This is a genomic window from Polaromonas sp. P4_H1 (assembly GCF_056400945.1).
In genome coordinates, this window is sequence record NZ_JBFUKG010000006.1 from 24,385 (window position 1) to 47,719 (window position 23,335).

General features: G+C 61.1%; 20 protein-coding genes and 2 tRNA genes. 18 read left to right on the forward strand and 4 right to left on the reverse strand.

Annotation, left to right across the window (positions count from 1 at the left end; translation table 11 throughout):
- The first annotated feature begins 140 nt into the window (after positions 1 to 140).
- The 3 genes from AC1DS5_RS09610 (at position 141) to rimO (ending at position 2,484) form a co-directional block, all read left to right on the forward strand.
- A tRNA-Val gene (locus tag AC1DS5_RS09610) sits at positions 141 to 217 on the forward strand.
- Between the two features lie 213 nt (positions 218 to 430).
- Entirely contained in the window at positions 431 to 988 is a 558-nt protein-coding gene (phaR, locus tag AC1DS5_RS09615) for a polyhydroxyalkanoate synthesis repressor PhaR (protein WP_477718212.1), read from the forward strand.
- 86 nt (positions 989 to 1,074) lie between these two features.
- A complete protein-coding gene (rimO, locus tag AC1DS5_RS09620; RefSeq protein WP_477718028.1) occupies positions 1,075 to 2,484 on the forward strand; it encodes a 30S ribosomal protein S12 methylthiotransferase RimO in 1,410 nt (469 codons plus the stop codon).
- A 220-nt stretch (positions 2,485 to 2,704) separates the two neighbouring features.
- On the opposite strand, the gene AC1DS5_RS09625 is transcribed toward rimO, so the two are convergent.
- A tRNA-Leu gene (locus tag AC1DS5_RS09625) sits at positions 2,705 to 2,789 on the reverse strand.
- A gap of 368 nt (positions 2,790 to 3,157) precedes the next feature.
- On the opposite strand from AC1DS5_RS09625, the gene rnr reads away from it, so the two are divergent.
- Both rnr and AC1DS5_RS09635 read left to right on the forward strand, forming a co-directional pair.
- Positions 3,158 to 5,518, forward strand: coding sequence for a ribonuclease R (gene rnr, locus AC1DS5_RS09630; RefSeq protein ID WP_477718213.1), 2,361 nt, complete (start codon positions 3,158 to 3,160; stop codon positions 5,516 to 5,518).
- A 51-nt stretch (positions 5,519 to 5,569) separates the two neighbouring features.
- On the forward strand, positions 5,570 to 6,139 hold the full coding sequence (locus AC1DS5_RS09635) for a YggT family protein (RefSeq protein WP_477718029.1): 570 nt from the start codon (positions 5,570 to 5,572) through the stop codon (positions 6,137 to 6,139).
- Here the strand turns inward: AC1DS5_RS09635 and AC1DS5_RS09640 are convergent.
- The 3 genes from AC1DS5_RS09640 to AC1DS5_RS09650 all read right to left on the reverse strand — a co-directional run bounded on the left by AC1DS5_RS09640 (position 6,136) and on the right by AC1DS5_RS09650 (position 10,541).
- Entirely contained in the window at positions 6,136 to 7,680 is a 1,545-nt protein-coding gene (locus AC1DS5_RS09640) for an NAD(P)H-hydrate dehydratase (protein ID WP_477718030.1), read from the reverse strand. The genes AC1DS5_RS09635 and AC1DS5_RS09640 overlap by 4 nt on opposite strands.
- Before the next feature lie 100 nt (positions 7,681 to 7,780).
- Complete coding sequence (locus AC1DS5_RS09645) at positions 7,781 to 9,040, reverse strand: D-amino acid dehydrogenase (RefSeq protein ID WP_477718031.1); 1,260 nt, start codon at positions 9,038 to 9,040, stop codon at positions 7,781 to 7,783.
- A gap of 127 nt (positions 9,041 to 9,167) precedes the next feature.
- Positions 9,168 to 10,541 carry an amidase gene (locus AC1DS5_RS09650; RefSeq protein WP_477718032.1) on the reverse strand — a complete coding sequence of 458 codons (1,374 nt, stop codon included), beginning with the start codon at positions 10,539 to 10,541 and terminating at the stop codon, positions 9,168 to 9,170.
- A 185-nt stretch (positions 10,542 to 10,726) separates the two neighbouring features.
- Between AC1DS5_RS09650 and rpsB the strand changes: the two genes are divergently transcribed.
- The 13 genes from rpsB to lpxA all read left to right on the forward strand — a co-directional run bounded on the left by rpsB (position 10,727) and on the right by lpxA (position 23,326).
- A complete protein-coding gene (gene rpsB, locus AC1DS5_RS09655; RefSeq protein ID WP_011483609.1) occupies positions 10,727 to 11,479 on the forward strand; it encodes a 30S ribosomal protein S2 in 753 nt (250 codons plus the stop codon).
- Positions 11,480 to 11,603: 124 nt separating this feature from the next.
- Entirely contained in the window at positions 11,604 to 12,518 is a 915-nt protein-coding gene (gene tsf, locus AC1DS5_RS09660) for a translation elongation factor Ts (protein WP_477718033.1), read from the forward strand.
- Positions 12,519 to 12,580: 62 nt separating this feature from the next.
- On the forward strand, positions 12,581 to 13,291 hold the full coding sequence (gene pyrH / locus AC1DS5_RS09665) for a UMP kinase (RefSeq protein ID WP_477718034.1): 711 nt from the start codon (positions 12,581 to 12,583) through the stop codon (positions 13,289 to 13,291).
- Positions 13,292 to 13,367: 76 nt separating this feature from the next.
- Entirely contained in the window at positions 13,368 to 13,928 is a 561-nt protein-coding gene (gene frr, locus AC1DS5_RS09670) for a ribosome recycling factor (RefSeq protein ID WP_011483606.1), read from the forward strand.
- Positions 13,929 to 13,955: 27 nt separating this feature from the next.
- Positions 13,956 to 14,696 (forward strand): polyprenyl diphosphate synthase, encoded by a 741-nt coding sequence (gene uppS, locus AC1DS5_RS09675; protein WP_477718035.1) that lies wholly within the window; start codon positions 13,956 to 13,958, stop codon positions 14,694 to 14,696.
- Positions 14,696 to 15,544 carry a phosphatidate cytidylyltransferase gene (locus AC1DS5_RS09680; RefSeq protein ID WP_477718036.1) on the forward strand — a complete coding sequence of 283 codons (849 nt, stop codon included), beginning with the start codon at positions 14,696 to 14,698 and terminating at the stop codon, positions 15,542 to 15,544. Before uppS ends, AC1DS5_RS09680 begins: the two co-directional genes overlap by 1 nt.
- Positions 15,545 to 15,553: 9 nt before the next feature.
- Complete coding sequence (gene ispC / locus AC1DS5_RS09685) at positions 15,554 to 16,741, forward strand: 1-deoxy-D-xylulose-5-phosphate reductoisomerase (protein ID WP_477718037.1); 1,188 nt, start codon at positions 15,554 to 15,556, stop codon at positions 16,739 to 16,741.
- 1 nt (position 16,742) lies between these two features.
- Positions 16,743 to 18,119 carry an RIP metalloprotease RseP gene (gene rseP / locus AC1DS5_RS09690; RefSeq protein ID WP_477718038.1) on the forward strand — a complete coding sequence of 459 codons (1,377 nt, stop codon included), beginning with the start codon at positions 16,743 to 16,745 and terminating at the stop codon, positions 18,117 to 18,119.
- Positions 18,120 to 18,150: 31 nt separating this feature from the next.
- Entirely contained in the window at positions 18,151 to 20,448 is a 2,298-nt protein-coding gene (bamA, locus tag AC1DS5_RS09695; RefSeq protein ID WP_477718039.1) for an outer membrane protein assembly factor BamA, read from the forward strand.
- Positions 20,448 to 20,954 (forward strand): OmpH/Skp family outer membrane protein, encoded by a 507-nt coding sequence (locus tag AC1DS5_RS09700; protein WP_477718040.1) that lies wholly within the window; start codon positions 20,448 to 20,450, stop codon positions 20,952 to 20,954. Before bamA ends, AC1DS5_RS09700 begins: the two co-directional genes overlap by 1 nt.
- Before the next feature lie 50 nt (positions 20,955 to 21,004).
- Positions 21,005 to 22,060: a UDP-3-O-(3-hydroxymyristoyl)glucosamine N-acyltransferase gene (lpxD, locus tag AC1DS5_RS09705; RefSeq protein WP_477718041.1), complete on the forward strand. Its 1,056-nt coding sequence runs from the start codon at positions 21,005 to 21,007 to the stop codon at positions 22,058 to 22,060.
- Positions 22,057 to 22,497 carry a 3-hydroxyacyl-ACP dehydratase FabZ gene (fabZ, locus tag AC1DS5_RS09710; protein WP_477718042.1) on the forward strand — a complete coding sequence of 147 codons (441 nt, stop codon included), beginning with the start codon at positions 22,057 to 22,059 and terminating at the stop codon, positions 22,495 to 22,497. The genes lpxD and fabZ overlap by 4 nt, the downstream gene beginning before the upstream one ends.
- A 16-nt stretch (positions 22,498 to 22,513) precedes the next feature.
- A complete protein-coding gene (gene lpxA, locus AC1DS5_RS09715) occupies positions 22,514 to 23,326 on the forward strand; it encodes an acyl-ACP--UDP-N-acetylglucosamine O-acyltransferase (protein WP_477718043.1) in 813 nt (270 codons plus the stop codon).
- Positions 23,327 to 23,335 lie beyond the last annotated feature (9 nt).

Sequence of the window (23,335 nt, forward strand, 5' to 3'; positions counted from 1 at the left end):
ACAAGCGTGGGGGCCAACAATTTCCCGCCGGGCCGCCCCAAGGAAAAAGCGCCCCCTCGGGGGGCAGAGAGCTACACGTGAGTGAGCGAACGTGGGGGCCACATTTCTCTCTGCTACAATACGAGCTTCGAACAGTCCTTAGGCGCGTAGCTCAGCTGGTTAGAGCACCACCTTGACATGGTGGGGGTCGTTGGTTCGAGTCCAATCGCGCCTACCAATCCTTCGTAAAGGTTGACCCGGAAATACTGCATCACTCTGTTGGTGCGGCCATTTACACAGGGTAAACCAAGGGGATTGTGTATATCCGGACTTCCTAGAATGTACCGAACCCTGTCGCTTTGACGCAGGCCGTCATTCAGAGGAGTATTCAGTGCAAAAAAGAAAATCCACCAGCCCGAAACCGGGTGTGCTGCCTTCGCAGGGCCCGTCCCTGGAAGAGGGCGCTCCTGACGCCAAAAGCGGCAAGGCCGCCCCTGTCGAGGCTGCAGCACCGCGGGTGATCAAGAAGTACCCGAACCGGCGGCTGTACGACACCGAAACCTCGACCTACATCACGCTGACCGAAGTGCGGCAACTGGTGATGGACAGCGCGCCGTTTGTGGTGCGTGATGCCAAGAACAATGAAGACCTGACGCGCAGCATTTTGCTGCAGATCATTCTGGAAGAAGAGACCGGTGGCGCGCCGATGTTCACCGAGGCCGTGCTGGCCAACATCATCCGTTTTTACGGCAATGCAATGCAGGGCTTCATGGGCGCCTACCTGGAGAAAAACGTCCAGAGCTTCATGGACCTGCAGGTGAAGATGGCCGAGCAGTCCAAGGGGCTGAGCCCTGAAAAGTGGGCGCAGTTCCTGAATGCGCAGTCACCCATGATGCAGGGCATGCTGGGCACCTATGTCGAGCAGTCCAAAAATGTTTTCACGCAGATGCAGGAGCAAATGCAAAAGCAAAGTGAACAGATGCTGTCGGCTTTTGGCCTGAAGCGCTGAACACTCAATTTTCTGCCTGATGTGCATGCAGGGCCATCGCGGCCCTGTCCGCTCCCGGCTCTGCCTGCTCTGAGACAATAGAGGCCATGAGCGAAGTACTTTCCCCGATGACAGCAATCTCCACCAAACCGGCCCCCCGTGTCGGGTTTGTCAGCCTGGGCTGCCCCAAGGCGCTGACCGATTCCGAATTGATACTCACACAATTGAGTGCCGAGGGCTATCAGACGTCCAAGACCTTTGAGGGCGCCGACCTGGTGATCGTCAACACCTGCGGCTTCATTGACGATGCCGTCAAGGAGAGCCTGGACACCATCGGCGAGGCGCTGGCAGAAAACGGCAAGGTCATCGTGACGGGTTGCCTGGGTGCCAAGGGCGGCGAGGGGGCTGGCAACCTGGTGCGCCAGATGCATCCCAGCGTGCTGGCTGTGACCGGCCCGCACGCCACGCAAGAGGTCATGGATGCGGTGCACCTGAACCTGCCCAAGCCGCATGACCCGTTTGTGGATCTGGTGCCCAATGCGTTTGGCGTTGCGGGCATCAAGCTCACGCCGAAGCACTATGCCTACCTGAAGATCAGTGAAGGCTGCAATCACCGCTGTACCTTCTGCATCATTCCCTCCATGCGCGGCGACCTGGTGTCGCGACCCATCGGTGATGTGCTGAACGAGGCACGCGCCTTGTTTGAAGGGGGCGTGAAAGAATTGCTGGTGATCAGCCAGGACACCTCCGCCTATGGCGTGGATGTGAAATACCGCACCGGTTTCTGGGATGGCAAGCCGGTCAAGACCCGCATGCTGGAACTGGTCCAGGCGCTGGGCGATATTGCCGAGCCCTATGGTGCCTGGGTTCGCCTGCATTATGTCTACCCTTACCCCAGCGTAGACGAAGTACTCCCGCTGATGGCCACCGGCAAGGTCCTGCCTTACCTGGATGTGCCTTTGCAGCACAGCCACCCCGATGTTTTGAAGCGCATGAAACGCCCAGCCAGCGGCGAAAAAAACCTTGAACGCATTGCGCGCTGGCGCGAGATATGCCCCGAAATTGTGATCCGAAGCACCTTTATTGCCGGCTTTCCGGGTGAAACCGAAGCCGAATTCGAGCACCTGCTGGAATTCATGCGCGAGGCCCGCATCGACCGAGCAGGCTGTTTTGCCTACAGTGCCGTGGAGGGTGCTACCGCCAATGACATTCCCGGCATGCTGCCGCTGGAGGTGCGTGAAGAGCGGCGGGCGCGCTTCATGGCCGTGGCTGAGGAGGTTTCAAGCCTGAAGCTGCAGCAGCGCGTCGGCGCCACGATGCAGGTGCTGGTCGATTCAGCGCCGGCCTTGGGACGCAAGGGTGGCACGGGCCGCTCGTATGCGGACGCGCCCGAGATTGATGGCGTGGTTAAACTGCTGCCGCCCGAGAAAATCAGCAAGACACTCAAGGTCGGTGAGTTCACCCGGGCCCGTATTGTCGGAACCCAGGGCCACGACCTGGTGGCCATACCGGTCTGATTCATTTCCCGCTTCAGCGGGGCGGTTTTTCAGCCGCCCCATGCGCACCAGCTTGCGCGCCCATATGGCGGACGAAAGTAGCGTATGAATTCGGATTCGGGCGCTTTTTATTGGCCCGATCACGAAGACAATCGCGATTGCGGGCAGCGGCCCAAAAGCAAAAAAGGCCACTGGTGACAGTGGCCTTGATTTGGCTGTACTTGCGTACGTTGAGTAATTTTGGTGCCCGGGAGAGAACTCGAATCTCCACATCTTGCGATACACGGACCTGAACCGTGCGCGTCTACCAATTCCGCCACCCGGGCACAGCAAGCAGTGTACCATTACATCGGCGTCCTATCGGGTTGACCCCCGAAAATATTTCAATTTCAGCTGGAAATCCGGTGTTTTCTCGGCGCTTCCAAATTGCAAGGGCCGCAGACTGCCAGCCAGCTCGATGAAATCCTGCGGATGATGCCGGTGTCGCAAAGCTCCCACTGCAACAGCGATATATCCCGATTTAAGGGCACCGCTTTTTATTAACCGTGGCCAGTATCTGATACAAACATAAACATGGATTCAGACGTGGCCAACCCAGCTTCAAGTCCGCGGGTTTCCATAACCCGGTTTCACGGCCTGCCGCCTGTTAGGCTGTAGGCTGTTGCCAGTGACGCTTCACGAAAAGAGATTTCTTATCAAAACAACGCATCAAAATTCCGGCGCATCGTCCGGGCTCCTCGCTGAATTCGAGGGTACGGTTTCCGGCCACCGCGACGGCCATGGTTTCGTTCTGCGCGACGACGGCGAACCGGACATTTACCTGCCGCCCAACGAAATGCGCGCGGTGCTGCACAAGGACCGCGTCAAGGCACGCATCGTGCGGCACGACCGGAAAAACCGGCCCGAAGGACGCGTCACCGAAATCATCGAGCGCTCGCCCAACCCCATCATTGGCCGTTTGCTGCAGGAAAGCGGTGTCTGGCTGGTAGCGCCCGAAGACAAGCGCTACGGCCAGGATATCCTGATTCCCAAGGGGGCGACGGGCACGGCCAAGAGCGGCCAGGTCGTGGTGGTGCAGCTGACCGAGCCGCCTGCGCTGTTTGGCCAACCGGTGGGGCGAGTCGTGGAAGTGCTGGGTGAAATTGACGATCCAGGCATGGAAATCGAGATCGCCGTGCGCAAATACGGCGTCCCGCATGAATTCAACGACGAAGCGTTGGCCCTGGCGCGCACCCTGCCCGACGCGGTGCGTCCGGCGGATAAAAAACACCGGGTAGATCTCACCGACATTCCCCTGGTCACCATTGACGGGGAGGATGCCCGCGACTTTGACGATGCCGTCTACTGCGAGCCCGCCAAAGTGGGGCGTGGCAAGGGCTGGCGACTGCTGGTGGCGATTGCAGACGTGAGCCATTACGTGGAGACCGGCAGCGCCATTGACATTGATGCGTATGACCGGGCCACCAGCGTGTATTTTCCGCGCCGCGTGATTCCCATGCTGCCGGAAAAACTGTCGAATGGCCTGTGTTCGCTCAACCCCACCGTCGAACGCCTGTGCATGGTGTGCGACATGCTGATCAACACCAAGGGAGAGGTTCACGCCTACCAGTTTTACCCGGCCGTGATGTTTAGCCATGGTCGCCTTACCTATACCGAGGTGGCAGCGATCCTGGCCAACACGCGCGGTTCCGAAGCCGCGCAGCGTAAGGCACTGGTTCCGCACTTGCTGAATCTGCACGACGTGTACCAGGCCCTTCTGAAGGAGCGCGGTGCACGCGGCGCCGTCGATTTCGAGACCACCGAGACGCAGATCGTGTGCGACGAGGCAGGGCGCATCGAGAAGATCGTGCCGCGCACCCGCAACGTGGCGCACCGCCTGATTGAAGAGGCCATGCTGGCGGCCAATGTGTGTTCGGCCGACTTCATCGAGCAAAGCAAGCATGTGGGCCTTTACCGCGTGCATGAAGGTCCGACCCCTGAAAAGAAGGAGATGCTGCGCAACTACCTCAAGGCGCTGGGCGTGGGCATGACCATTGGCGAGGAGCCGACCCCCGGCGAGTTCCAGCAGATTGCCGTCGCCACCAAGGACCGGCCCGATGCGCAGCAGATCCACTCCATGCTGCTGCGCTCCATGCAGCAGGCCATTTACACGCCGATCAATAGCGGGCACTTCGGCCTGGCCTATGAGGCCTATACCCACTTCACCAGCCCCATCCGTCGTTATCCCGACTTGCTGGTGCACCGCGTGATCAAGGCAGCGCTGACCAAGTCCAAATACCAGTTGCCGGTATTGCCCACGCCGGGCGAGGCCGAGGCCAAGCTGTCCAAGCGGCTGGCCTCCCGTGTCAAGGATCCGTCGGAAAAGCCCAAAAAAATCAGTGCCGACCAGCTGGCCTGGCAGGCGGCCGGCCTGCACTGCAGCGCCAATGAGCGGCGTGCCGACGAGGCCAGCCGCGACGTCGAAGCCTGGCTCAAGTGCAAGTACATGCGCGAGCACCTGGGCGAAGAGTTTGGTGGTGTGGTGACGGCGGCAACGGGTTTCGGCATCTTTGTCACGCTGGACGCCATGTATGTCGAAGGCTTGGTGCACATCACCGAGCTGGGCGGCGAATACTTTCGCTTTGACGAGGCACGGCAGGAGCTGCGCGGCGAGCGCACCGGCATCCGCTACGCGATTGGCACGCGGGTACGCGTGCAGGTCAGCCGTGTCGACCTAGATGGCCGCAAGATCGACTTCCGCCTGGTGCATGAGGGCGAGGCGTTGCTGGGCCGGGCCATGAAGGACAAGACCGGCGGCCATGCCGGGGAGTTGCCGGCGCAGGAGCGGGGGACTTCTTCGCGCAAGGCGGGGGGCGTGCGTGCAGGCAAGGGAGCAGGAAAACGCTCCGAGGCGCGCTCCGGCGGCCGCGGTACGGGTAGCGGGACTGCAAGGCGAGACGCCACGGACCGAGGCGCCGACAGGACACCCGAATCGCCGATACAGGCGCTCAAGGCTGCGGTGAAAAAATCGGCCGGCAGTGCCAGCCGGAAGCAGGGCAAAAAGCCCCGCCGCTGACGTTTTCTCCCCGTCCTGCTTTCTTAATCCTTTTGGCTCGCCCCAAAATTTATGCTGATCCGCATTCTGGCCTTCCTGCTTGAGACATTTTTCTTCCTGCTGATCGCCGCCGCGCTCTTGCGCGCCTGGATGAACTGGGTGAGGGTCAACATGAGCGCGCAGCCGGGCCGCTTTGTCATGGCGGTGACGGACTGGCTGGTCAAGCCGATGCGGCGTGCGCTGCCCAAGGTGCTGACCCGGTCCCGGGTGGACTGGGCGAGTGTGCTGGCCGCCGCCTTGCTGGCGCTGGGCTACGCCCTGCTGTGGGGGCTGCTGTTTGGTGTGGTGCTTGGCGCGACCTCCTGGGCCTCTGCGTTGGGGCCCGCAGCCTTCCTGGGCCTGCTGGCGTTTGCGCTGAAGATGCTGATCCGGGTGGCGTTGCAGACGCTGTTTATTCTGGTACTGGGCTATGCCATCATGTCCTGGATCCAGCCTGGCTCACCGGCGTATGGCTTGCTGGCCCGCCTTGCCGAGCCGCTGTTAACGCCGCTGCGGCGTGTGATTCCTACCGTCGGTGGGCTGGACTTGTCAGCGCTGGTGCTGTTGCTAGTACTGCAAATCGGCTTGATGGTGCTGGTCTAGCGGGCGTTGCCCGCCAGCGCCGACGCAGTCAGCGTCACGCCCGGCCGGCGGGTGACCCATTCATCGGCCAGGTTTCCATGGGCAAACACCGCACAGCAGGCCGCCTCAAAAGGGCTTTGTCCACCTGCCATGGCGGCTCCGATCATGCCTGCCAGCACATCGCCGGTGCCCGCGGTGGCCAGCAAGGCGTTGCCGCTCGCGTTGATACAGGGTGGCTGGCCCGGCGCGGCGATGACACTGCCCGAGCCCTTGAGTACCACGGCACACTGAAACCGGCTGGCCAGTTGCCGGGTTGCCGCAAGGCGGTCTGCCTGCACCCCGGAAGTGGTCGTGCCTAGCAAACGCGCGGCCTCCAGCGGATGAGGCGTCAGCACCGTACTGTGCCCGCGGTAATGGCGTGCAGTCAGCAGGGTTTGCAGTTGTGGGTCCCCGGCAATCGCATTGAGCGCGTCGGCGTCCAGCACGACCCGCGGGGCGGCTGACAAAACCTTGGCCAGGACGGGTTTGACCGCTTCGCCCCCGCCGCACCCGCACACCACGACCTGCTGCTTCAGGTTCAGCGCTTCGGGGCTGCGGAACATGAGTTCTGGCTGCGCCGGATCGACATTCAGGGAGGTCTCACCGACGCCGGTGAGCAGAGCCACATACACCCGGCCGGCGCCCGCATGCAGTGCCGCTCGGGCGGCCAGCAGGGCAGCGCCCGTCATATGCCTGCCGGAGGCGGATTCACCACCCACGACGGCGACATCGCCAAAGCTGCCCTTGTGGCTGGCATGGGCCGCACCCGCTCGCGTTGATCGCGCTGCCCGATCCGCGCCCAGAAGCCAGGCGTCAGGCACTGCCGCCAGTGAGGGGTTGGCTGCAGCCCCCAGATCATCGAACCAGACCTGGCCGGCCAGGTCACGCCCGCTGGCGGTGAACAGGCCTGGCTTGAGTGTCAAAAGGCTCAAGGTGAAAAGATCATTTGCCGTGGCGAAATGCGAGCCTTGCGCTATTGGTTTTGTAGCGTTTGTGGTGCCCGTATCAGCATCCAGCCCGGTCGGTACATCCACGGCCAACCGCGGTGCGCCGCTGGCTTGCATCGCATCCAGCCATTGCTGCATCAAGCCCGTGCCCGCGCGAGCCGGCTCCAGCCGGGCGCCAATACCCAGCAGGGCATCGATGCAGAAATCAAAATCCTCCGGGGGCTGAGTCGACATCGGAACGCCCGCCGCAAGGGCCCGCTGGCGGGAGGCATCGGCATCCGGCGGCAGGCTGGTTTTTCCGGGTGGCAGACCGGTCCAGGTGACGACCACCGTCTTGCCCCACTGGTGCAGGTGCAGGGCGGCTTCGAAGCCGTCGCCACCGTTGTTGCCGGGTCCGCAGGCGATCCAGATGCGCCGCGCATGCGGAGCCAGCGCCAGTGCAAGGCGGGCCACCGCGAGGCCTGCCCGCTGCATCAGCGTGTGCGGGGGCAGGCCGGCCGCTGCGTGCAACTCAAGCTCGCGGGTGGCTGCCACGCTGTAAAGCGGCTGGCTGACGGCGCTGGTGATTTTCTGCATCGGATGGTGCATCGGATGATTGTGCGGTCTTATGGCGTTCGTGGTTGATACTTTCAGACAAAAGGAGTCGGCAAGGACGGGCGCTGGCCGTCCTGCGCTTTCAGCCCAGACGGCTGATGTCCAGCCCCTGCATGTCGATGTCTGCGGGCCTGCCTGCCATCAGGTCGGCCAGCGCCCGCGCACTGCCGCAGCTCAGTGCCCAGCCGCTGGAGCCATGGCCCAGGTTGAGCCAGAGGCCGGGAATGCCGCTGTCGCCGATGATGGGCGGGCCATCGGGCAGCATCGGCCTGGCGCCTTTCCATTCCTGCACGCTGGCCCCCTTGTTGGAGAGCTGGGCCGCACCGGGAAACCAGTCTTGCAGCACCTTGTACAAGGTCTGGATAGAGGAGGCTCGCTTGTGCTCGAGCGAGCCGCCGATTTCGGCACTGCCTGCCACGCGCACGCGGTTGCCCAGGCGGGAAATCGCCACCTTGTAGCGCTCGTCCATCAGCGCGCTGCGCGGCGCATTGAGCGGCTCGCGGATAGGCGCGCTGATGGAGTAGCCATAGACGGCAGTCATCGGAATGTTCAGGCCAAGCGGCCGAAGCAGCTCAGCGGAGGCCAGGCCGGCGCACATGACGACGGAGTCAAAGCGGTACGGTGTGTTGTCTCCTGCTATGAAAATCGTAGCTGGTTGGGTAGTATCCAGTCGGGCTACCGCAGTGTTGAATACGAAATCCACACCGATGCGCTGGGCTTCGTTCTTCAGCAGCAGGGCAAACTGCCGGCAATTGGCAACTTCATCGTCGGGCAGATGCACCGCGCCCAGAAAAGCGGTGTCAGGGTTGAGCGCGGGTTCGATCTGGCGCACCTCGTGAGCACCGATTTCCCTGAACGCCACGCCAGCCTCGCGCAGCATCTGCAGACCAGGCTGCACCAGCTTGCTGTCTTTTTCAGAGCGAAGCAGCACCATGTACCCGGGGCTGCCGTCGTATTCGAGCTTCAGTTCCTCCGTGAGCTGATGCAGCCTTTCGCGGCTGTAAAACGCCAGGCGCTGCAGCCGAGCGCGGTTGACCAGGTAGCTTTCCAGTTTGCAGGCGCGAGACCACTTCCACATCCAGGCGATGTCGCGGCGCGAAAGCGGCAGGCCGAGCTTGACGGGAGCGTGGCGGCTGAACAGGTAGCGGATGACCTTGCCCGGCATGCCGGGTGCGGCCCAGGGTGTGACATACCCCGGCGCTACGACACCGGCGTTGGCGAAGCTGGTTTCCTCCGCTGCGGCGCTCCGACGTTCAATAACGGTCACCTCGTGGCCGTCTGCCGCCAGTTCATAGGCGGTGGTGATGCCGATGATGCCGGCACCGATGACAGCCACCCTCATGCGGACATGCCGTGGGCAACACAGTTAATGGTGAGGGTGATGGGATGGCGGGAAATCTTGGTGTGCATTGTTTTATCGGTAAAGCGGGCTGCAAGCCCAATATAGCGGGGCCAGCCAGCGACTGTTTTTACTGTGAGCCAGCCAGGGCCGCTTCGACCTGCAGCGCCAGGTCCAGCAACGGGTCGTCGTGCAGCGCTGCGTGCCAGAGCATCAGGCCAACCGGCAATTGGCCGGGGGTGTGGCAGGGCAGCGAAATCGCGCAACCGTCGAGCATGTTGACCACGGCCGTATTGCGGAGCAAAAGCCCATTGACCCGGAAGAATTCCTCGTCATCGTGCAGCACGCTGGCGATCGCCGGCGCCACGAGGGGCACGGTGGGGGAGAGTACCGCGTCAAAGCCGCCCAGCCGGGCTTCCATGCGGACGATCCATTGCCGGCGGGCGGCGACAAGGTCAATGTAGTCGGCCGCGCTCATCTGGGCGCCGCGCAGGATGCGTAGCGCTACCCGGGGGTCGTACTCGGCCTGGTGCGCGGCGATCAGGGTCCGGTGCCAGGCATAGCTCTCGGCAGCAGAGAGGCCCCCGGTCGCATTGATGGCAGGCAGTTCGCTGATTTCTTCGAGTGCGATTTCCTCGATGCGCGCACCGGCCTGGCGCAGCACGCGCAGGCTCCGCTCGAACGCATTGGCGACGGTGCTGTCCAGGCCATCCTGCATTTGGGTGCGGGCCACCGCGAGCCGGCAGGCGGACAGGGGCTTGCCGGCCAGCCTCACGGCGCGCGCCGCCAGTACCTCATGCACGGTGACCGCGTCGCGTACCGAACGTGTCAAGGCGCATACCGTGTCCAGGCTGGTGGACAGCGGCAGGGCGCCGCTGGTTGGGACCAGACGCGCCGTGCTTTTAAAACCCACAATGCCGCACAGCGCCGCCGGGATGCGGATCGAACCGCCCGTATCCGACCCAAGCCCCACCATGGCCGCCCCGGTGGCAACCGACACGGCGGCGCCTGACGAGGAGCCGCCCGGGATCCGCTCTGTGGCGGCGTCTGCCGGATTGACAGGGGTGCCGTAATGCGGGTTGATGCCCACGCCCGAGAAGGCAAATTCCACCATATTGGTGCGGCCGGCAATCACGCCACCTGCCGCTCGCAGCCGCGCAACGGCGGGGCAGTCTTCAGCGGCGGGTGGGGTGTTGGCGAGCACGGTCGAGCCGGCGGCGGTGGTCTGGCCGGCCACGTCAAACAGGTCCTTGATCGACACGGGAATGCCGGCCAAGGGCAGAGCCGGCTCATTGAAGGCCGCTCCGACAGGCGAGGCCTGGGGTGTTTTGGCCGTCAAAAACGGGCTGGCTGCAAGGCTGCCCGGCATGAATACATGCCGGCAGACCTCGCTTTGGGCGATGCTGGCGGCGCGCTCGAGGATCTCCGGTGGGCTGGTCTGGCCCGTTCTCAGGGCGTGGCGCGTGACGTGAATGTCGGCGGGAAGAGCGCTGGAGGTGTGCATCTGGGTGAGTGGGTAAGAGGGCGGGGCAGGAGAGTGTTATACTCGACAGGCTTTGCAAATGACGATTTTGTTGTTCGCAAAGTCAATCGCAAATCAGCCACTCAAGGTGTTGCCCGGAAGATCTCGGAAAAAGAGGTATTACGGGCGATAAGCGCTGATTTTAGACACAACCTTTGGAGTTTTATATGTCGACAAGCATGCGTGAAATGCTGGAAGCTGGCGTCCACTTTGGTCACCAAACCCGCTTCTGGAATCCCAAGATGGCCCCCTACATTTTTGGCCATCGCAACCGTATTCACATCATCAACCTGGAAAAATCGCTGCCGATGTTCCAGGATGCGATGAAATTCGCCAAGCAGCTGTCCGCGAACCGCGGCACCATCCTGATGGTTGGCACCAAACGCCAGGCCCGCGAAATCGTCGCTACCGAGGCCAAGCGCGCCGGTGTTCCCTATGTTGACCAGCGTTGGCTGGGCGGCATGCTGACCAACTTCAAGACGGTCAAGACCTCGATCAAGCGCCTGAAAGAAATGAAGGCCCAGCAGGAAGCCGGCCTTGATTCCATCAGCAAAAAAGAGCAGCTCACCTTCAAGCGCGAAATTGAAAAGCTGGAAAAAGACATCGGCGGCATTCAGGACATGAACGCACTGCCGGACGCCATTTTCGTGATTGACGTGGGCTTCCACAAAATCGCGATCCTGGAAGCCAAGAAGCTGGGCATTCCCCTGATCGGCGTGGTTGACTCCAACCATTCCCCGATTGGCATCGACTACGTGATCCCCGGCAACGACGACTCGTCCAAGGCTGTGGCCCTGTATGCCCGCGGCATCGCCGATGCAATCCTCGAAGGCCGTGCCAACGCCGTCAACGACGTCGTCAAGGCGGTCTCCGCCGAGAGCTCTGATGAGTTTGTGGAAGTGGAAAACGCAGCGAACTGATAGTTTCGGCGCTGCGCCAGACGCGAAAAAGGGGCTCGCGTAGCCCCTTTTTCACAACTTAAGCATCAAAAAGGGCGTGGCTTTGTCGCCGCGCCCCTGTCAACACGACAAACGGAGAATCAAAATGGCAATTACTGCAAGCATGGTCGCTGAACTGCGCGCCAAAACCGACGCTCCCATGATGGAGTGCAAAAAAGCACTGACCGAAGCCGAAGGCAACTTCGAAAAAGCCGAAGAAATCCTGCGCGTCAAGCTGGGCAACAAGGCCGGCAAGGCCGCTTCCCGCGTGACTGCTGAAGGCGTGATCGCCTATCACAGCGAAGGAGGCATTGGTGCGCTGGTCGAGATCAATTGCGAAACCGACTTCGTGACCAAGAACGACAGCTTCCTGGCTTTTACCCAGGCCGTGGCTGAGGGCATCGTCAAGAACAATCCGGCTGATGTGGACGCCATTGGCGCCATGGCCCTGTCGCTCGACGGTTTTGGCCCGACGGTGGAAGACGTGCGCAAGGGCCTGATCGGCAAGATCGGCGAGAACATGAGCGTGCGCCGTTTCAAGCGTTTTGCCGGCAGCAAGCTGGCCTCTTACCTGCACGGCACGCGCATTGGCGTGGTGGTCGAGTTTGACGGTGACGAAACTGCCGCCAAGGACGTTGCCATGCATGTGGCCGCGATGAAGCCGGTGTCCCTGTCCAGCGCGGATGTTCCCGCTGACCTGGTCGCCAAGGAGCGTTCGGTGGCTGCTGCCAAGGCTGCTGAAGACGCGGCCAAGGCCCAGGCCGAAGGCAAGCCGGTTCAGTCCGCTGAAATTGTTGCCAAGCGTATCGATGGCGGCGTGCAGAAGTACCTGAAAGAAGTCAGCCTGTATAACCAGAGCTTCGTCAAGAACGACAAGCAGACGGTTGAGCAGATGCTCAAGGAGCGCGCCACCACGGTCAAGTCCTTCACGCTGTACGTGGTGGGCGAGGGCATCGAGAAAAAGGCGGACGACTTTGCTGCCGAAGTTGCGGCCCAGATAGCTGCAGCCAAAGCTGCCTAAGCAACTCAGCCCTGCCGGAAGGCCGCTAAACTTCAGATCAACCCAATTACGGAGAGCCTCACATGCCAGCCTACAAGCGGATCTTGTTAAAACTGTCAGGTGAGGCCTTGATGGGGGATGATGCCTTTGGCATCAACCGCGCCACCATCGTGCGCATGGTGGAAGAAATTGCCGAGGTTACCCGCATGGGTGTCCAGGTGGCGGTGGTGATCGGCGGCGGCAACATCTTCCGTGGCGTTGCGGGTGGCTCGGTCGGCATGGATCGGGCGACGGCAGACTACATGGGCATGCTGGCGACCGTGATGAACGCGCTGGCTCTGGGCGACACCATGGACAAGGCGGGCCTGATTGCCCGCGTCATGTCGGCCATTGGCATCGAGCGCGTGGTCGAGCCCTATGTGCGCCCCAAAGCGCTGCAGTACCTGGAAGAAGGCAAGGTCGTCATTTTCGCAGCCGGCACGGGCAACCCTTTCTTTACGACCGACACGGCCGCTGCGCTGCGCGGCGCCGAAATTGGGGCTGAAATCGTCCTGAAGGCGACCAAGGTCGATGGCGTGTATACGGCAGATCCGAAGAAGGATCCACGGGCCACGCGCTACACCAACATCACTTTCGATGAGGCGATGGGCAAGAACCTCGAAGTCATGGACGCTACAGCGTTTGCCCTGTGCCGCGACCAGAAGCTGCCGATCAAGGTTTTCAGTATTTTCAAGCACGGAGCGCTCAAACGCGTGGTGCAGGGTGAGGACGAAGGAACCCTGGTTCACGTTTGATCCCGGCTCCCCCGGCCATCGGCCGTGTTTTCATACTTCTTGGACTTTTTGCAGATAACAATCCGGAGATTCGACCATGAGCATTGTTGAAGTGAAGCAGAATGCAGAGCAAAAAATGCAGCAGTCGGTGGATTCGTTCAAAAACAGCCTGACGAAAATCCGCACCGGCCGCGCCAACCCTGGCTTGCTGGACACCGTTCATGTGGACTACTACGGCTCCATGGTGCCCATCAGCCAGGTGGCCAATGTGTCCCTGCTGGATGCCCGCACCATCAGCGTTTCGCCATGGGAAAAAGGCATGGGTGCCAAAATCGAAAAGGCCATCCGCGACTCAGACCTCGGACTCAACCCTGCGGCGCAGGGCGACCTGATTCGCGTACCCATGCCGGCCATGACCGAAGAGCGACGCAAGGAGCTCACCAAAGTCGTGAGGGCAGAGGGCGAGCACGCCAAGGTGGCCGTTCGCAACTTGCGCAGGGATGCCAATGAGGGCGTCAAGAAACTGCTCAAGGAAAAACTGGTGTCGGAAGATGACGAGCGCCGCGCGCAGGATGAAATCCAGAAGTTCACCGACCGTTTCATTGCCGAGGTTGACAAACTGGTCGCCGGCAAGGAACAAGACATCATGGCGGTTTGACACCATCGTGTCTGGCCTGAATTGACCATGGCCATCCCCCCTCCCACTGTTCCGCACCACGTGGCCATCGTCATGGATGGCAATGGCCGCTGGGCGACCAAACGGTTTTTGCCGCGTATCGCCGGGCACAAGCAGGGTGTAGATTCGCTGAGCCGTTGTGTCCGCGCCTGCCTGGAGCGCGGCATTGCCGTGCTGACGGTTTTTGCGTTTTCATCGGAAAACTGGAACCGGCCGTTCGAGGAAGTGTCCAGCCTGATGGAACTGCTGGTCCTGTCCTTGTCCCGTGAGGTTCCCAATCTGAACGCCAACGGGGTGCGGCTGCATTTCGTGGGAGACCGCCAGCGGCTCTCGGAAAAAGTTCAGGCCGGGCTGGCCCAGGCCGAACACCTGACTTCGGGCAACCATCGCCTGATTTTCAACGTGTGCTTCAACTATGGCGGGCGCTGGGACATCGCGCAGGCGGCGCAAAAGCTGGCCAGCAGGGGAGAGCCGATCACCGAGCTCGCACTGGACCGCGCCATGGCGCTGGCTCATGTGCCTGATCCCGACCTGCTGATTCGCACGGGCGGCGAGTTGCGTATCAGCAATTTTCTGCTGTGGCAGGCTGCGTACTCCGAACTGCATTTTTCGGACAAGCTCTGGCCTGAGTTTGATGAAGCTGCGCTAGACGAAGCGATTGCTGTTTTTCGCACCCGTGAGCGCCGTTTTGGCCAGACTTCGGCGCAGGTCAGCGGGAGCGGCAAAAAAACCACTCCAAAGGCCGCCTGATGCTCAAGCAGCGTGTGATCACGGCAATTGTCCTGCTGGCCATCTTGTTGCCCGCGCTTTTCTACCAGACACCCGTACCTTTTAGCGTTGTGGCACTGGCGCTGATGGCCGCCGGCGCCTGGGAGTGGGGCCGTCTGAATGCGTTGGGGCAGGGCGGCTCGGTGGGGCTTGCGGCGCTGTGTGTGCTGGCCTGCGGGCTATCCTGGTACGGCGGCCTGCTCGATAAACCTTTGCCCCTGCTGTGGGCCGCCGCGGGTGCGGCCTGGGTGCTGGCCGGTGCCTGGCTGTTGCGCAATGGTGTGGCTGGCTGGCCCCGCATCCCGATGGCCGTGCGCCTGGTGGGTGGCTTGCTGGCGCTCTGGCTGGCCTGGCTGGCAGTGGCCCAGGCCCGTGTGATCGGTGTCAATTTTCTGCTGTCGGTGCTGCTGCTGGTTTGGGTAGCCGATATCTTTGCCTATTTTGCGGGGCGCACTTTTGGCGGCAAGTTCAGCAAGGGCAAGCTGGCGCCTTCCATCAGCCCCGGCAAAAGCTGGGAGGGCGTTTGGGGCGGCATGGCGGGTGTGGTGGCCTTGTCGCTGGCCTGGGTGACCTTGGGTGCCTCAGGTGCTGGCGCTGGTCAGACGCTGTATGCCCGCCTGATGGAACGCCATGGCATCATGGTGATGCTGCTGGCGGTGGTTTTTCTGGCGGCCATGAGCGTGGTGGGCGACCTGGTCGAGTCGCTGATCAAGCGCAGTGCGGGCGTGAAGGACTCCAGCGCCTTGCTGCCTGGCCACGGAGGGGTGCTGGATCGTGTCGATGCCCTGTTGCCGACCCTGCCGCTGGCCATGATGTTGGCCACTCTTTAGGCTTGTTGCATGTCTTTCAAAAAGCAGCGTATCACTGTTCTGGGCTCAACCGGCTCCATTGGCGTCAACACGCTTGACGTGATTGCCAGCCATCCGGAGCGCTTTGAGGTGTTTGCGCTCAGTGCGGCGACCCAGACCGACCTGATGCTGGCGCAGTGCATGCAGTTCAGGCCGCAGTATGCCGTCATGGTGAGCGAGCCACATGCCCACCTGCTGGCTGAAAAGGTCAAGGACAATCAGCTTCCCGTCCAGGTTTTATGGGCGCCGGATGCTCTGGACATGATAGCGTCCCATGAGTTGGTGGACACCGTGATGGCCGCCATTGTGGGTGCGGCCGGCCTGGCGCCCTGTATGGCCGCCGCCAGGGCGGGCAAGCGCCTCTTGCTGGCCAACAAGGAAGCGCTCGTGGTCGGTGGCGAAGTGTTCATGCAGGCGGTTCGCGCGGGCGGCGCGCAGCTGTTGCCCATCGACAGCGAACATTCGGCCATTTTCCAGTCGCTGCCGGAAGATCCGGCCAGCTGGCCGCAACGCGTCGAGAAAATCATCCTGACCGCGTCCGGCGGGCCTTTCCGGACGCGGGAGCCGGGCAGCCTGCGGCACGTGACGCCCGATGAGGCGTGCGCGCACCCGAACTGGGTGATGGGACGCAAGATATCTGTTGATTCCGCGACCATGATGAACAAGGCCCTGGAGGTCATCGAAGCCAAGTACCTGTTCGGCCTGACACCGCAGCAGATCGAGGTGGTGATCCATCCTCAAAGCATTATTCACTCCATGGTGCAGTACCGCGATACGTCGGTCGTGGCGCAACTGGGAACGCCTGACATGCGGGTGCCGATCGCCTATGGCCTTGCCTGGCCGGACCGCATCACGTCGGGTGCCCGGGCGCTGGATTTCACCACCCTGGCGACCATGACTTTTGAGGTGCCCGACCATGAGCGGTTTCCGGGGCTGCCGCTGGCCTGGGAGGTCCTCAATGCACCGGTGGGCAGTACGGCGGTGCTCAATGCGGCCAATGAGGTGGCGGTGGCCGCGTTCTTGGACCGGCGGATCCGCTTTGACCACATCCACCATGTAAATCATGCAACTTTGGATGCCGTGGCGGTCTCAGACGTGAACGATATCGAGGGATTGCTGGCGCTGGACGCGCGGGCGCGCCTTGTTGCCGGTCAAATCATTGAACGTCTGGAGCCATGACATGTTGACGCTGCTTGCCTTTGTAGTCGCTCTTGGCATCCTGATCACCGTGCATGAATACGGTCACTACCGGGTGGCCGTAGCCTGCGGCATCAAGGTGCTGAAGTTTTCCATCGGCTTTGGCAAGCCCATCTACACCTGGCGGCTCAAAAACAAGCCCACGGAATTTGCGATAGGCATGCTGCCGCTGGGCGGCTACGTCAAGATGCTCGATGAGCGCGAGGCCCCGGTTGATCCGGCCGAACGCCATCTCGCCTTCAACACCCAGCCCCTGAAGGCCCGCGCGGCTGTCGTGGCCGCCGGTCCTGCTGCCAATCTGCTGCTGGCCGTGCTGATTTACGCCATCGTCAACTGGAGCGGCTTGCAGGAGCCCAAGGCCGTTCTCGCCAGTCCCGTGGCGGGTTCCCTGGCCGAACGGGCCGGGCTGCGCGGTTTCGAGACCGTCCAGCAGGCCGCTTTTGAGGGCGATGAGTTGCAGACGGTCCGCTCTTTTGAGGACCTTCGCTGGCGGCTTACGCAGGGTGCGCTGGACGGACGCGATCTGCAGCTGGTGCTGGGAAACGAGGCGGGCACCTCGTCACGTACTGTCATGCTGGAGCTCAGCAAGCTCGATGCGGCCGAGGCCGATACCCAGCTATTCCGGAAGATCGGCATTCTGGGACCGTGGACGCGCCCTGTGATCGGCCAGGTCATGGACGGCGGCGCGGCGCAAAAAGCCGGTCTGCGGGCGGGTGACGTGGTCCTGCGCGTGGGAGATACCGCCATTGTGGACGGACAGCAGCTGCGCGAGGCCATACGGGGCTCTGCGTGGTCCTCCAGAGGCAACGCCCCGGCAATTGCACCGCAGGACTGGCAAATCCAGCGCGCCGGCCAGACGCTGGTGCTGCAGGTCACCCCCGAGATCAAGCGGGAGGGTGGGGCAGCGGTTGCGCGAATAGGTGCTTATGTGGGGAGCCCCCCCGAATTTGTGACGGTGCGCTATGGGCCGCTCGACGGTTTGTGGCAGGGCGTTGTTCGCACCTGGGAAGTGTCCCTGCTCACGCTCAAGATGATGTGGAAAATGGTGATCGGCGAAGCCTCGCTCAAAAATCTGAGCGGGCCGTTAACCATTGCGGATTACGCCGGCAAGTCGGCCAGCCTGGGCTGGAGCGCCTACCTGCTGTTTCTGGCGCTGATCAGCGTGAGTTTGGGCGTCCTGAATCTGCTGCCGCTGCCGGTTCTGGATGGTGGGCACCTGATGTATTATCTTTGGGAGGGGATTACGGGTCGAGGCGTGTCTGATGCCTGGATGGACCGGCTGCAACGCGGTGGCGTTGCGATCCTGTTGGGCATGATGTGTATTGCCCTTTTTAACGATGTCACCCGGTTGTTGGGCTAACACCAGGGCCCAGGCCAATTTCATACATTTCATGCAAAAACAATTAAATAAATTCAAAATTCGCGCGGTCTGTGCCATTGCCGCTGGTTTGTTTGCTGTCAATGCCGCCTGGGCCGTTGATCCATTCACGGTTCGTGATATTAGAGTTGAAGGTTTGCAGCGCGTTGAACCTGGAACGATTTTTGCCTCGCTTCCCTTTCGTGTCGGTGAAACCTATAACGACGAAAAAGGCTCCACGGCCATTCGTGCGTTGTTCGGACTCGGCCTGTTCAAGGATGTGCGGCTCGAAGTCAACGGCGACGTGCTGGTCGTTATTGTTGAAGAACGTCCTACGGTGGCCGATGTTGACTTCGTCGGCACCAAGGAGTTCGACAAGGAAGCGCTTAAAAAGGCGCTTCGCGATGTTGGCATTGCCGATGGCCAGCCTTTCGACAAGGCCCTTGCGGACAAGGCCGAGCAGGAACTCAAGCGCCAGTACATCAACAAGAGTCTGTATGGCGCGGAGGTGGTCACCACGGTGACACCGATCGAACGCAACCGCGTGAACCTGACTTTCAGCGTCGTCGAAGGCGACGTGGCAAAAATCAAGGAAATCCACATCACCGGCAACAAGGCGTTCAGCGAGTCCACCCTGCTGGGCCTGTTTGACCTTGATACCGGCGGCTGGCTCAGCTGGTATACCAAATCCGACCGTTATTCCCGGGCCAAGCTCAATGCGGATATTGAAACACTGCGCTCCTACTATCTGTCGCGCGGTTACCTTGAGTTCAAGGTCGATTCAACCCAGGTTGCAATCTCTCCAGACAAGCAAAGCATCGCGGTCACCGTCAACATCACCGAGGGTGAACGCTTCGTGGTCTCCAGCGTGAAACTTGAGGGTGATTACCTGGGCAAGGAAGAAGAATTCAAATCCCTGGTCACCATCAAGCCGGCAGAAGCCTACAACGCCGATGCCGTGGCCGAGACCAAGAAGGCCTTTATCGATTATTTCGGTACGTTCGGATTTGCCTTTGCCAGGGTTGAAGCCGTGCCTGAAATTGACCGGGTCAATAATCGCGTGGCTTTCGTGCTGCAGGCGGAGCCGTCCCGCCGGGCCTATGTGCGGCGCGTGAATGTGTCGGGCAACAACCGCACGCGCGATGAGGTGGTGCGCAGGGAGTTTCGCCAGTTTGAGTCTTCCTGGTATGACGGTGACAAAATCCGCCTGTCGCGTGATCGCGTTGACCGCCTGGGCTTTTTCAATGAGGTGAATATCGATACCCAGGAAGTGACGGGTACGGCCGACCAGGTTGATGTCAATGTTTCCGTGGTTGAAAAACCCACCGGCAACCTGCAGCTTGGCGCGGGCTATTCAAGCGCCGACAGCGTTTCCCTGCTGTTCGGCATCAAGCAGGAAAACGTTTTTGGCTCGGGCAACTACCTGGGTATTGAAGTCAATACCAGCAAGTCAAATCGCCAGATGGTCCTGAGCACCATCGACCCGTATTTCACGGCCGATGGCATCTCCCGCACCATTGACGTGTACGACCGCACGTCCAAGCCGCTGTCCGGCCAGGGCGGTGACTACAGCCTGAAGACGAGGGGCGCAAGCATTCGTTTCGGTGTTCCCTTCACCGAGAACGACACGGTTTATTTCGGCAGTGGTTTCGAGGCCCTGACGATCGTGCCGGGAACCAACCTTCCCGTGAGCTACCAGACCTATGCCAATCAGTTCGGCTTCAAGAGCAACTCCATTCCCCTGACGGTCGGCTGGTCGCGTGACAACCGTGACAGCGCACTGGTGCCCACTTCGGGCCGGTTCCAGCGTTTGTATGGGGATTGGGGTGTTGCGGGCGACATCAAGTTTGCGCGCGCCAATTACCAGGTTCAGCAGTACATTCCGCTGAACAAGCAATTCACGGTCGCGCTGAATGGCGAGTTGGGCTGGGGCAAAGGCCTCAGCGGACAGCCTTACCCGCTTTTCAAGAACTACTACTCGGGTGGCCTGGGATCGGTGCGCGGGTTTGAGCAGAGCTCCCTGGGCCCCCGTGATGCCTCGGATCTGGCGACGGGCGGTCCGAAAAAACTGACGCTCAATGCCGAGCTTATTGCGCCATTCCCGGGCGCCGGAAACGACCGCACGCTGCGTCTTTACGGTTTTGTCGATGCGGGCAACGTATTCGGCGAAAAAGAGAGCTATCGCGTCAATGACCTGAGGGCTTCTGCCGGCATCGGCATCAGCTGGATTTCTCCGGTGGGCCCCCTGCGTATTGCCTATGCCATGCCAATACGCAAGATGGCAGGCGATAGAATAGAACGGTTGCAATTCCAAATTGGTACATCTTTCTAATGAAGCATTTTTCAACCAAAATTTTCCTGGGCTGCATGATCGCATTGGCGGGGTTTTCCGCCAGTGCGCAGGAGTTCAAGGTTGGGGTTGTCAATCTGGACAGGATTTTCCGCGAAGCGAATTCCGCCAAGGCCGCCCAGACCAAACTGGAGCAGGAGTTCAGCAAGCGCGAGAAAGAGCTGAACGACAGCGCCACGCAGCTGAAAACCCTGTCGGACAAGTTTGAACGCGAGGCGCCCACGCTGGCCGAGAGCCAGCGCAACACCCGGCAAAAGCAGCTGGTCGACCAGGACCGGGATTTCCAGCGCAAGCGCCGCGAGTTCCAGGAAGACCTGAACGCCCGCAAGAACGAAGAACTGCAGCAAGTGATCGAGCGTGCCAACAAGGTGGTCAAAACACTGGCTGAAACTGAAAAGTACGACCTGATCCTTCAGGAGTCGGTGTACGTCAATCCAAAGCACGATATCACCGACAAGGTGATCAAGGCGCTGAACGCTTCCCGTTAACTGCGGGGTGTGTTCACCACCAGCATCGTTGTGAAAATGGCAGGCGCAGTGTGACGCTCCGTCTTGCCGATATTGTTCAGTCGCTGGCCGCAACGGCACCTGCCGAGCTGATTGGCAGTCCTGATGTGGAGATCGAGAAGCTCTCCACGCTGGACGCCGCCGGCCCCCGCGACCTGAGTTTTCTCAGCCACCCCAAATATGTCGCCAAACTCGCGCAGTCGGCTGCCGCCTGCGTAGTAGTGGCTCCCGCTGCCCGGGAAGCCGCGATCCGTCGTGGCGCCTGCATCGTGGTGGACGATCCTTACCATTACTTCGCGCTGATCACCCAGCTCTGGAAGCGCCGGCACGGGTCGCAGGCCGCGCCGCACATTCATCCCAGCGCGTTTATCGATCCTGCGGCCACTCTCGCGCCGGGTGTTTCGGTGGGTGCGTTTGCCTGCATCTCCGCCGGCGCCGTGGTCGGGGCGGGCGCGCGCATAGCGGAGCATTGCGTCATTGGGCAGCATGTGCATATTGGCGCTGAAAGTCGGCTGTCGGCCCGCGTGACAGTGGCAGATGGCTGCCACATTGGCGAGCGTTGCATCGTGCATCCCGGTGCGGTGATCGGTGCGGATGGTTTTGGCTTCGCACCGCATGAAGGCCAATGGGTCAAGATCGAGCAGCTTGGTGCCGTGAAGATCGGCAATGATGTCGAGATCGGCGCCAACACCTGTATTGATCGGGGAGCCTTGCAAGATACGGTGCTGGAAGACGGCGTCAAGCTTGATAACCTGGTGCAGATTGGCCATAACGTGCGGATCGGCAAGCATACCGCCATGGCCGGTTGTGCCGGTGTGGCGGGCAGCGCCACCATCGGCGCGCATTGCACGGTAGGCGGAGGCGCCATTGTGCTGGGCCACCTGAGCCTGGCTGATCACGTGCATATTTCGGCAGCGTCTGTCGTGACGCGCTCCATTTTGAAGCCCGGTCATTACACCGGCCTCTTTCCTATCGACGACAATACCGCGTGGGAAAAAAATGCTGCCACGCTCAAGCAGCTTCACGTCTTGCGGGAAAGACTCAAACAGGCAGAAAAATCGCTGTCGAACATTCAAGAAAAATCATGATGGATATTCACCAAATTCTCAAGCAGCTGCCGCACCGTTACCCTATTCTGCTGGTCGACCGTGTGCTCGAAATCGAAAAGGGAAAGAGAATCAAGGCCCTCAAGAACGTCACGATGAACGAGCCGTTTTTCATGGGGCACTTCCCTCACCACCCCGTGATGCCGGGTGTGCTGATGCTTGAAGCCATGGCACAGGCCGCTGCCCTGCTGGCGTTCGAAACCCTGGGTGTGACGCCGGACGACAAGACGGTGTACTACTTTGCCGGCATTGATGGCGCGCGCTTCAAGCGGCCGGTCGAGCCCGGTGACCAGCTCATCATGGATGTGACGCTGGACCGCATGAAGGCCGGCATTTTCAAATTCAAGGGTGTGACGCGCGTGGGTGAGGCCATCGCCTGCGAGGCCGAGTTGATGTGCACCATGCGCACCATTGCCTGAAGGTGGCTTGAAAGACATGACCGCGCCAGTTCCCGCGCCGGGCATTCATGCCACGGCCCTTGTCGATCCCCTGGCCCAGCTGGACAGCTCGGTCAGTGTCGGCCCTTACACGGTCATCGGTCCCCATGTCAGGGTGGGGGCAGGCACCACCATCGGGGCTCACTGCGTGATCGAAGGCCACACGACGATAGGCCGCGACAACCGGATTTTCCAGTTCAACTCACTTGGCGCGATTCCGCAGGACAAAAAGTACGCGGGCGAACCTTGCGAACTGGTCATTGGCGACCGTAACACCATCCGTGAATTCTGTACTTTCAATATCGGCTCGCCGGGTGACAGCGGTGTGACACGCGTCGGCGACGACAACTGGATCATGGCTTATGTGCACCTGGCGCATGACTGTGTGGTGGGTGACCACACCATCTTCGCCAACAACTCCCAGCTGGCCGGTCACGTTCACGTGGGTGACTGGGTCATTCTGGGTGGTTTTACCGTGGCGCATCAATTTGTCCGGCTGGGCGCCCACAGCATGACGGCCATGTGTTCGCTGCTGTTTGCCGACTTGCCGCCATTCGTGATGGCGCAAGGCCAGCCCGCGCAGGCGCGGTCGATGAATTTTGAGGGCCTGCGGCGCCGCGGCTTTTCTGCCGGACGCCTTTCGGCCGTCAAGGCCATGCACAAAGCGCTATACCGGGATGACCTGACGCTGGATCTGGCCCGCGCCCGGATCGGTGAGTTGGCCGACAAGCACCCCGAAGCAGCTTCCGATGTCCAGATGATGCTGTCATTCCTGGCGCAAACTTCGCCGCAGCGCGGCATTGTCCGGTAGGCCGGCCTC

Bases quoted from the DNA above. Each gene is read 5' to 3' on its own strand.
- pyrH (WP_477718034.1), top strand. From the start codon at position 12,581: ATGCCAGCCTACAAGCGGATCTTGTTAAAACTGTCAGGTGAGGCCTTG.
- AC1DS5_RS09650 (WP_477718032.1), bottom strand. From the start codon at position 10,541: ATGCACACCTCCAGCGCTCTTCCCGCCGACATTCACGTCACGCGCCAC.
- lpxA (WP_477718043.1), top strand. From the start codon at position 22,514: ATGACCGCGCCAGTTCCCGCGCCGGGCATTCATGCCACGGCCCTTGTC.
- AC1DS5_RS09645 (WP_477718031.1), bottom strand. From the start codon at position 9,040: ATGAGGGTGGCTGTCATCGGTGCCGGCATCATCGGCATCACCACCGCC.
- rimO (WP_477718028.1), top strand. From the start codon at position 1,075: ATGAGCGAAGTACTTTCCCCGATGACAGCAATCTCCACCAAACCGGCC.
- bamA (WP_477718039.1), top strand. From the start codon at position 18,151: ATGCAAAAACAATTAAATAAATTCAAAATTCGCGCGGTCTGTGCCATT.
- AC1DS5_RS09700 (WP_477718040.1), top strand. From the start codon at position 20,448: ATGAAGCATTTTTCAACCAAAATTTTCCTGGGCTGCATGATCGCATTG.
- ispC (WP_477718037.1), top strand. From the start codon at position 15,554: ATGTCTTTCAAAAAGCAGCGTATCACTGTTCTGGGCTCAACCGGCTCC.
- AC1DS5_RS09635 (WP_477718029.1), top strand. From the start codon at position 5,570: ATGCTGATCCGCATTCTGGCCTTCCTGCTTGAGACATTTTTCTTCCTG.
- AC1DS5_RS09640 (WP_477718030.1), bottom strand. From the start codon at position 7,680: ATGCAGAAAATCACCAGCGCCGTCAGCCAGCCGCTTTACAGCGTGGCA.
- fabZ (WP_477718042.1), top strand. From the start codon at position 22,057: ATGATGGATATTCACCAAATTCTCAAGCAGCTGCCGCACCGTTACCCT.
- rseP (WP_477718038.1), top strand. From the start codon at position 16,743: ATGTTGACGCTGCTTGCCTTTGTAGTCGCTCTTGGCATCCTGATCACC.
- AC1DS5_RS09680 (WP_477718036.1), top strand. From the start codon at position 14,696: ATGCTCAAGCAGCGTGTGATCACGGCAATTGTCCTGCTGGCCATCTTG.
- rpsB (WP_011483609.1), top strand. From the start codon at position 10,727: ATGTCGACAAGCATGCGTGAAATGCTGGAAGCTGGCGTCCACTTTGGT.
- frr (WP_011483606.1), top strand. From the start codon at position 13,368: ATGAGCATTGTTGAAGTGAAGCAGAATGCAGAGCAAAAAATGCAGCAG.
- tsf (WP_477718033.1), top strand. From the start codon at position 11,604: ATGGCAATTACTGCAAGCATGGTCGCTGAACTGCGCGCCAAAACCGAC.
- uppS (WP_477718035.1), top strand. From the start codon at position 13,956: ATGGCCATCCCCCCTCCCACTGTTCCGCACCACGTGGCCATCGTCATG.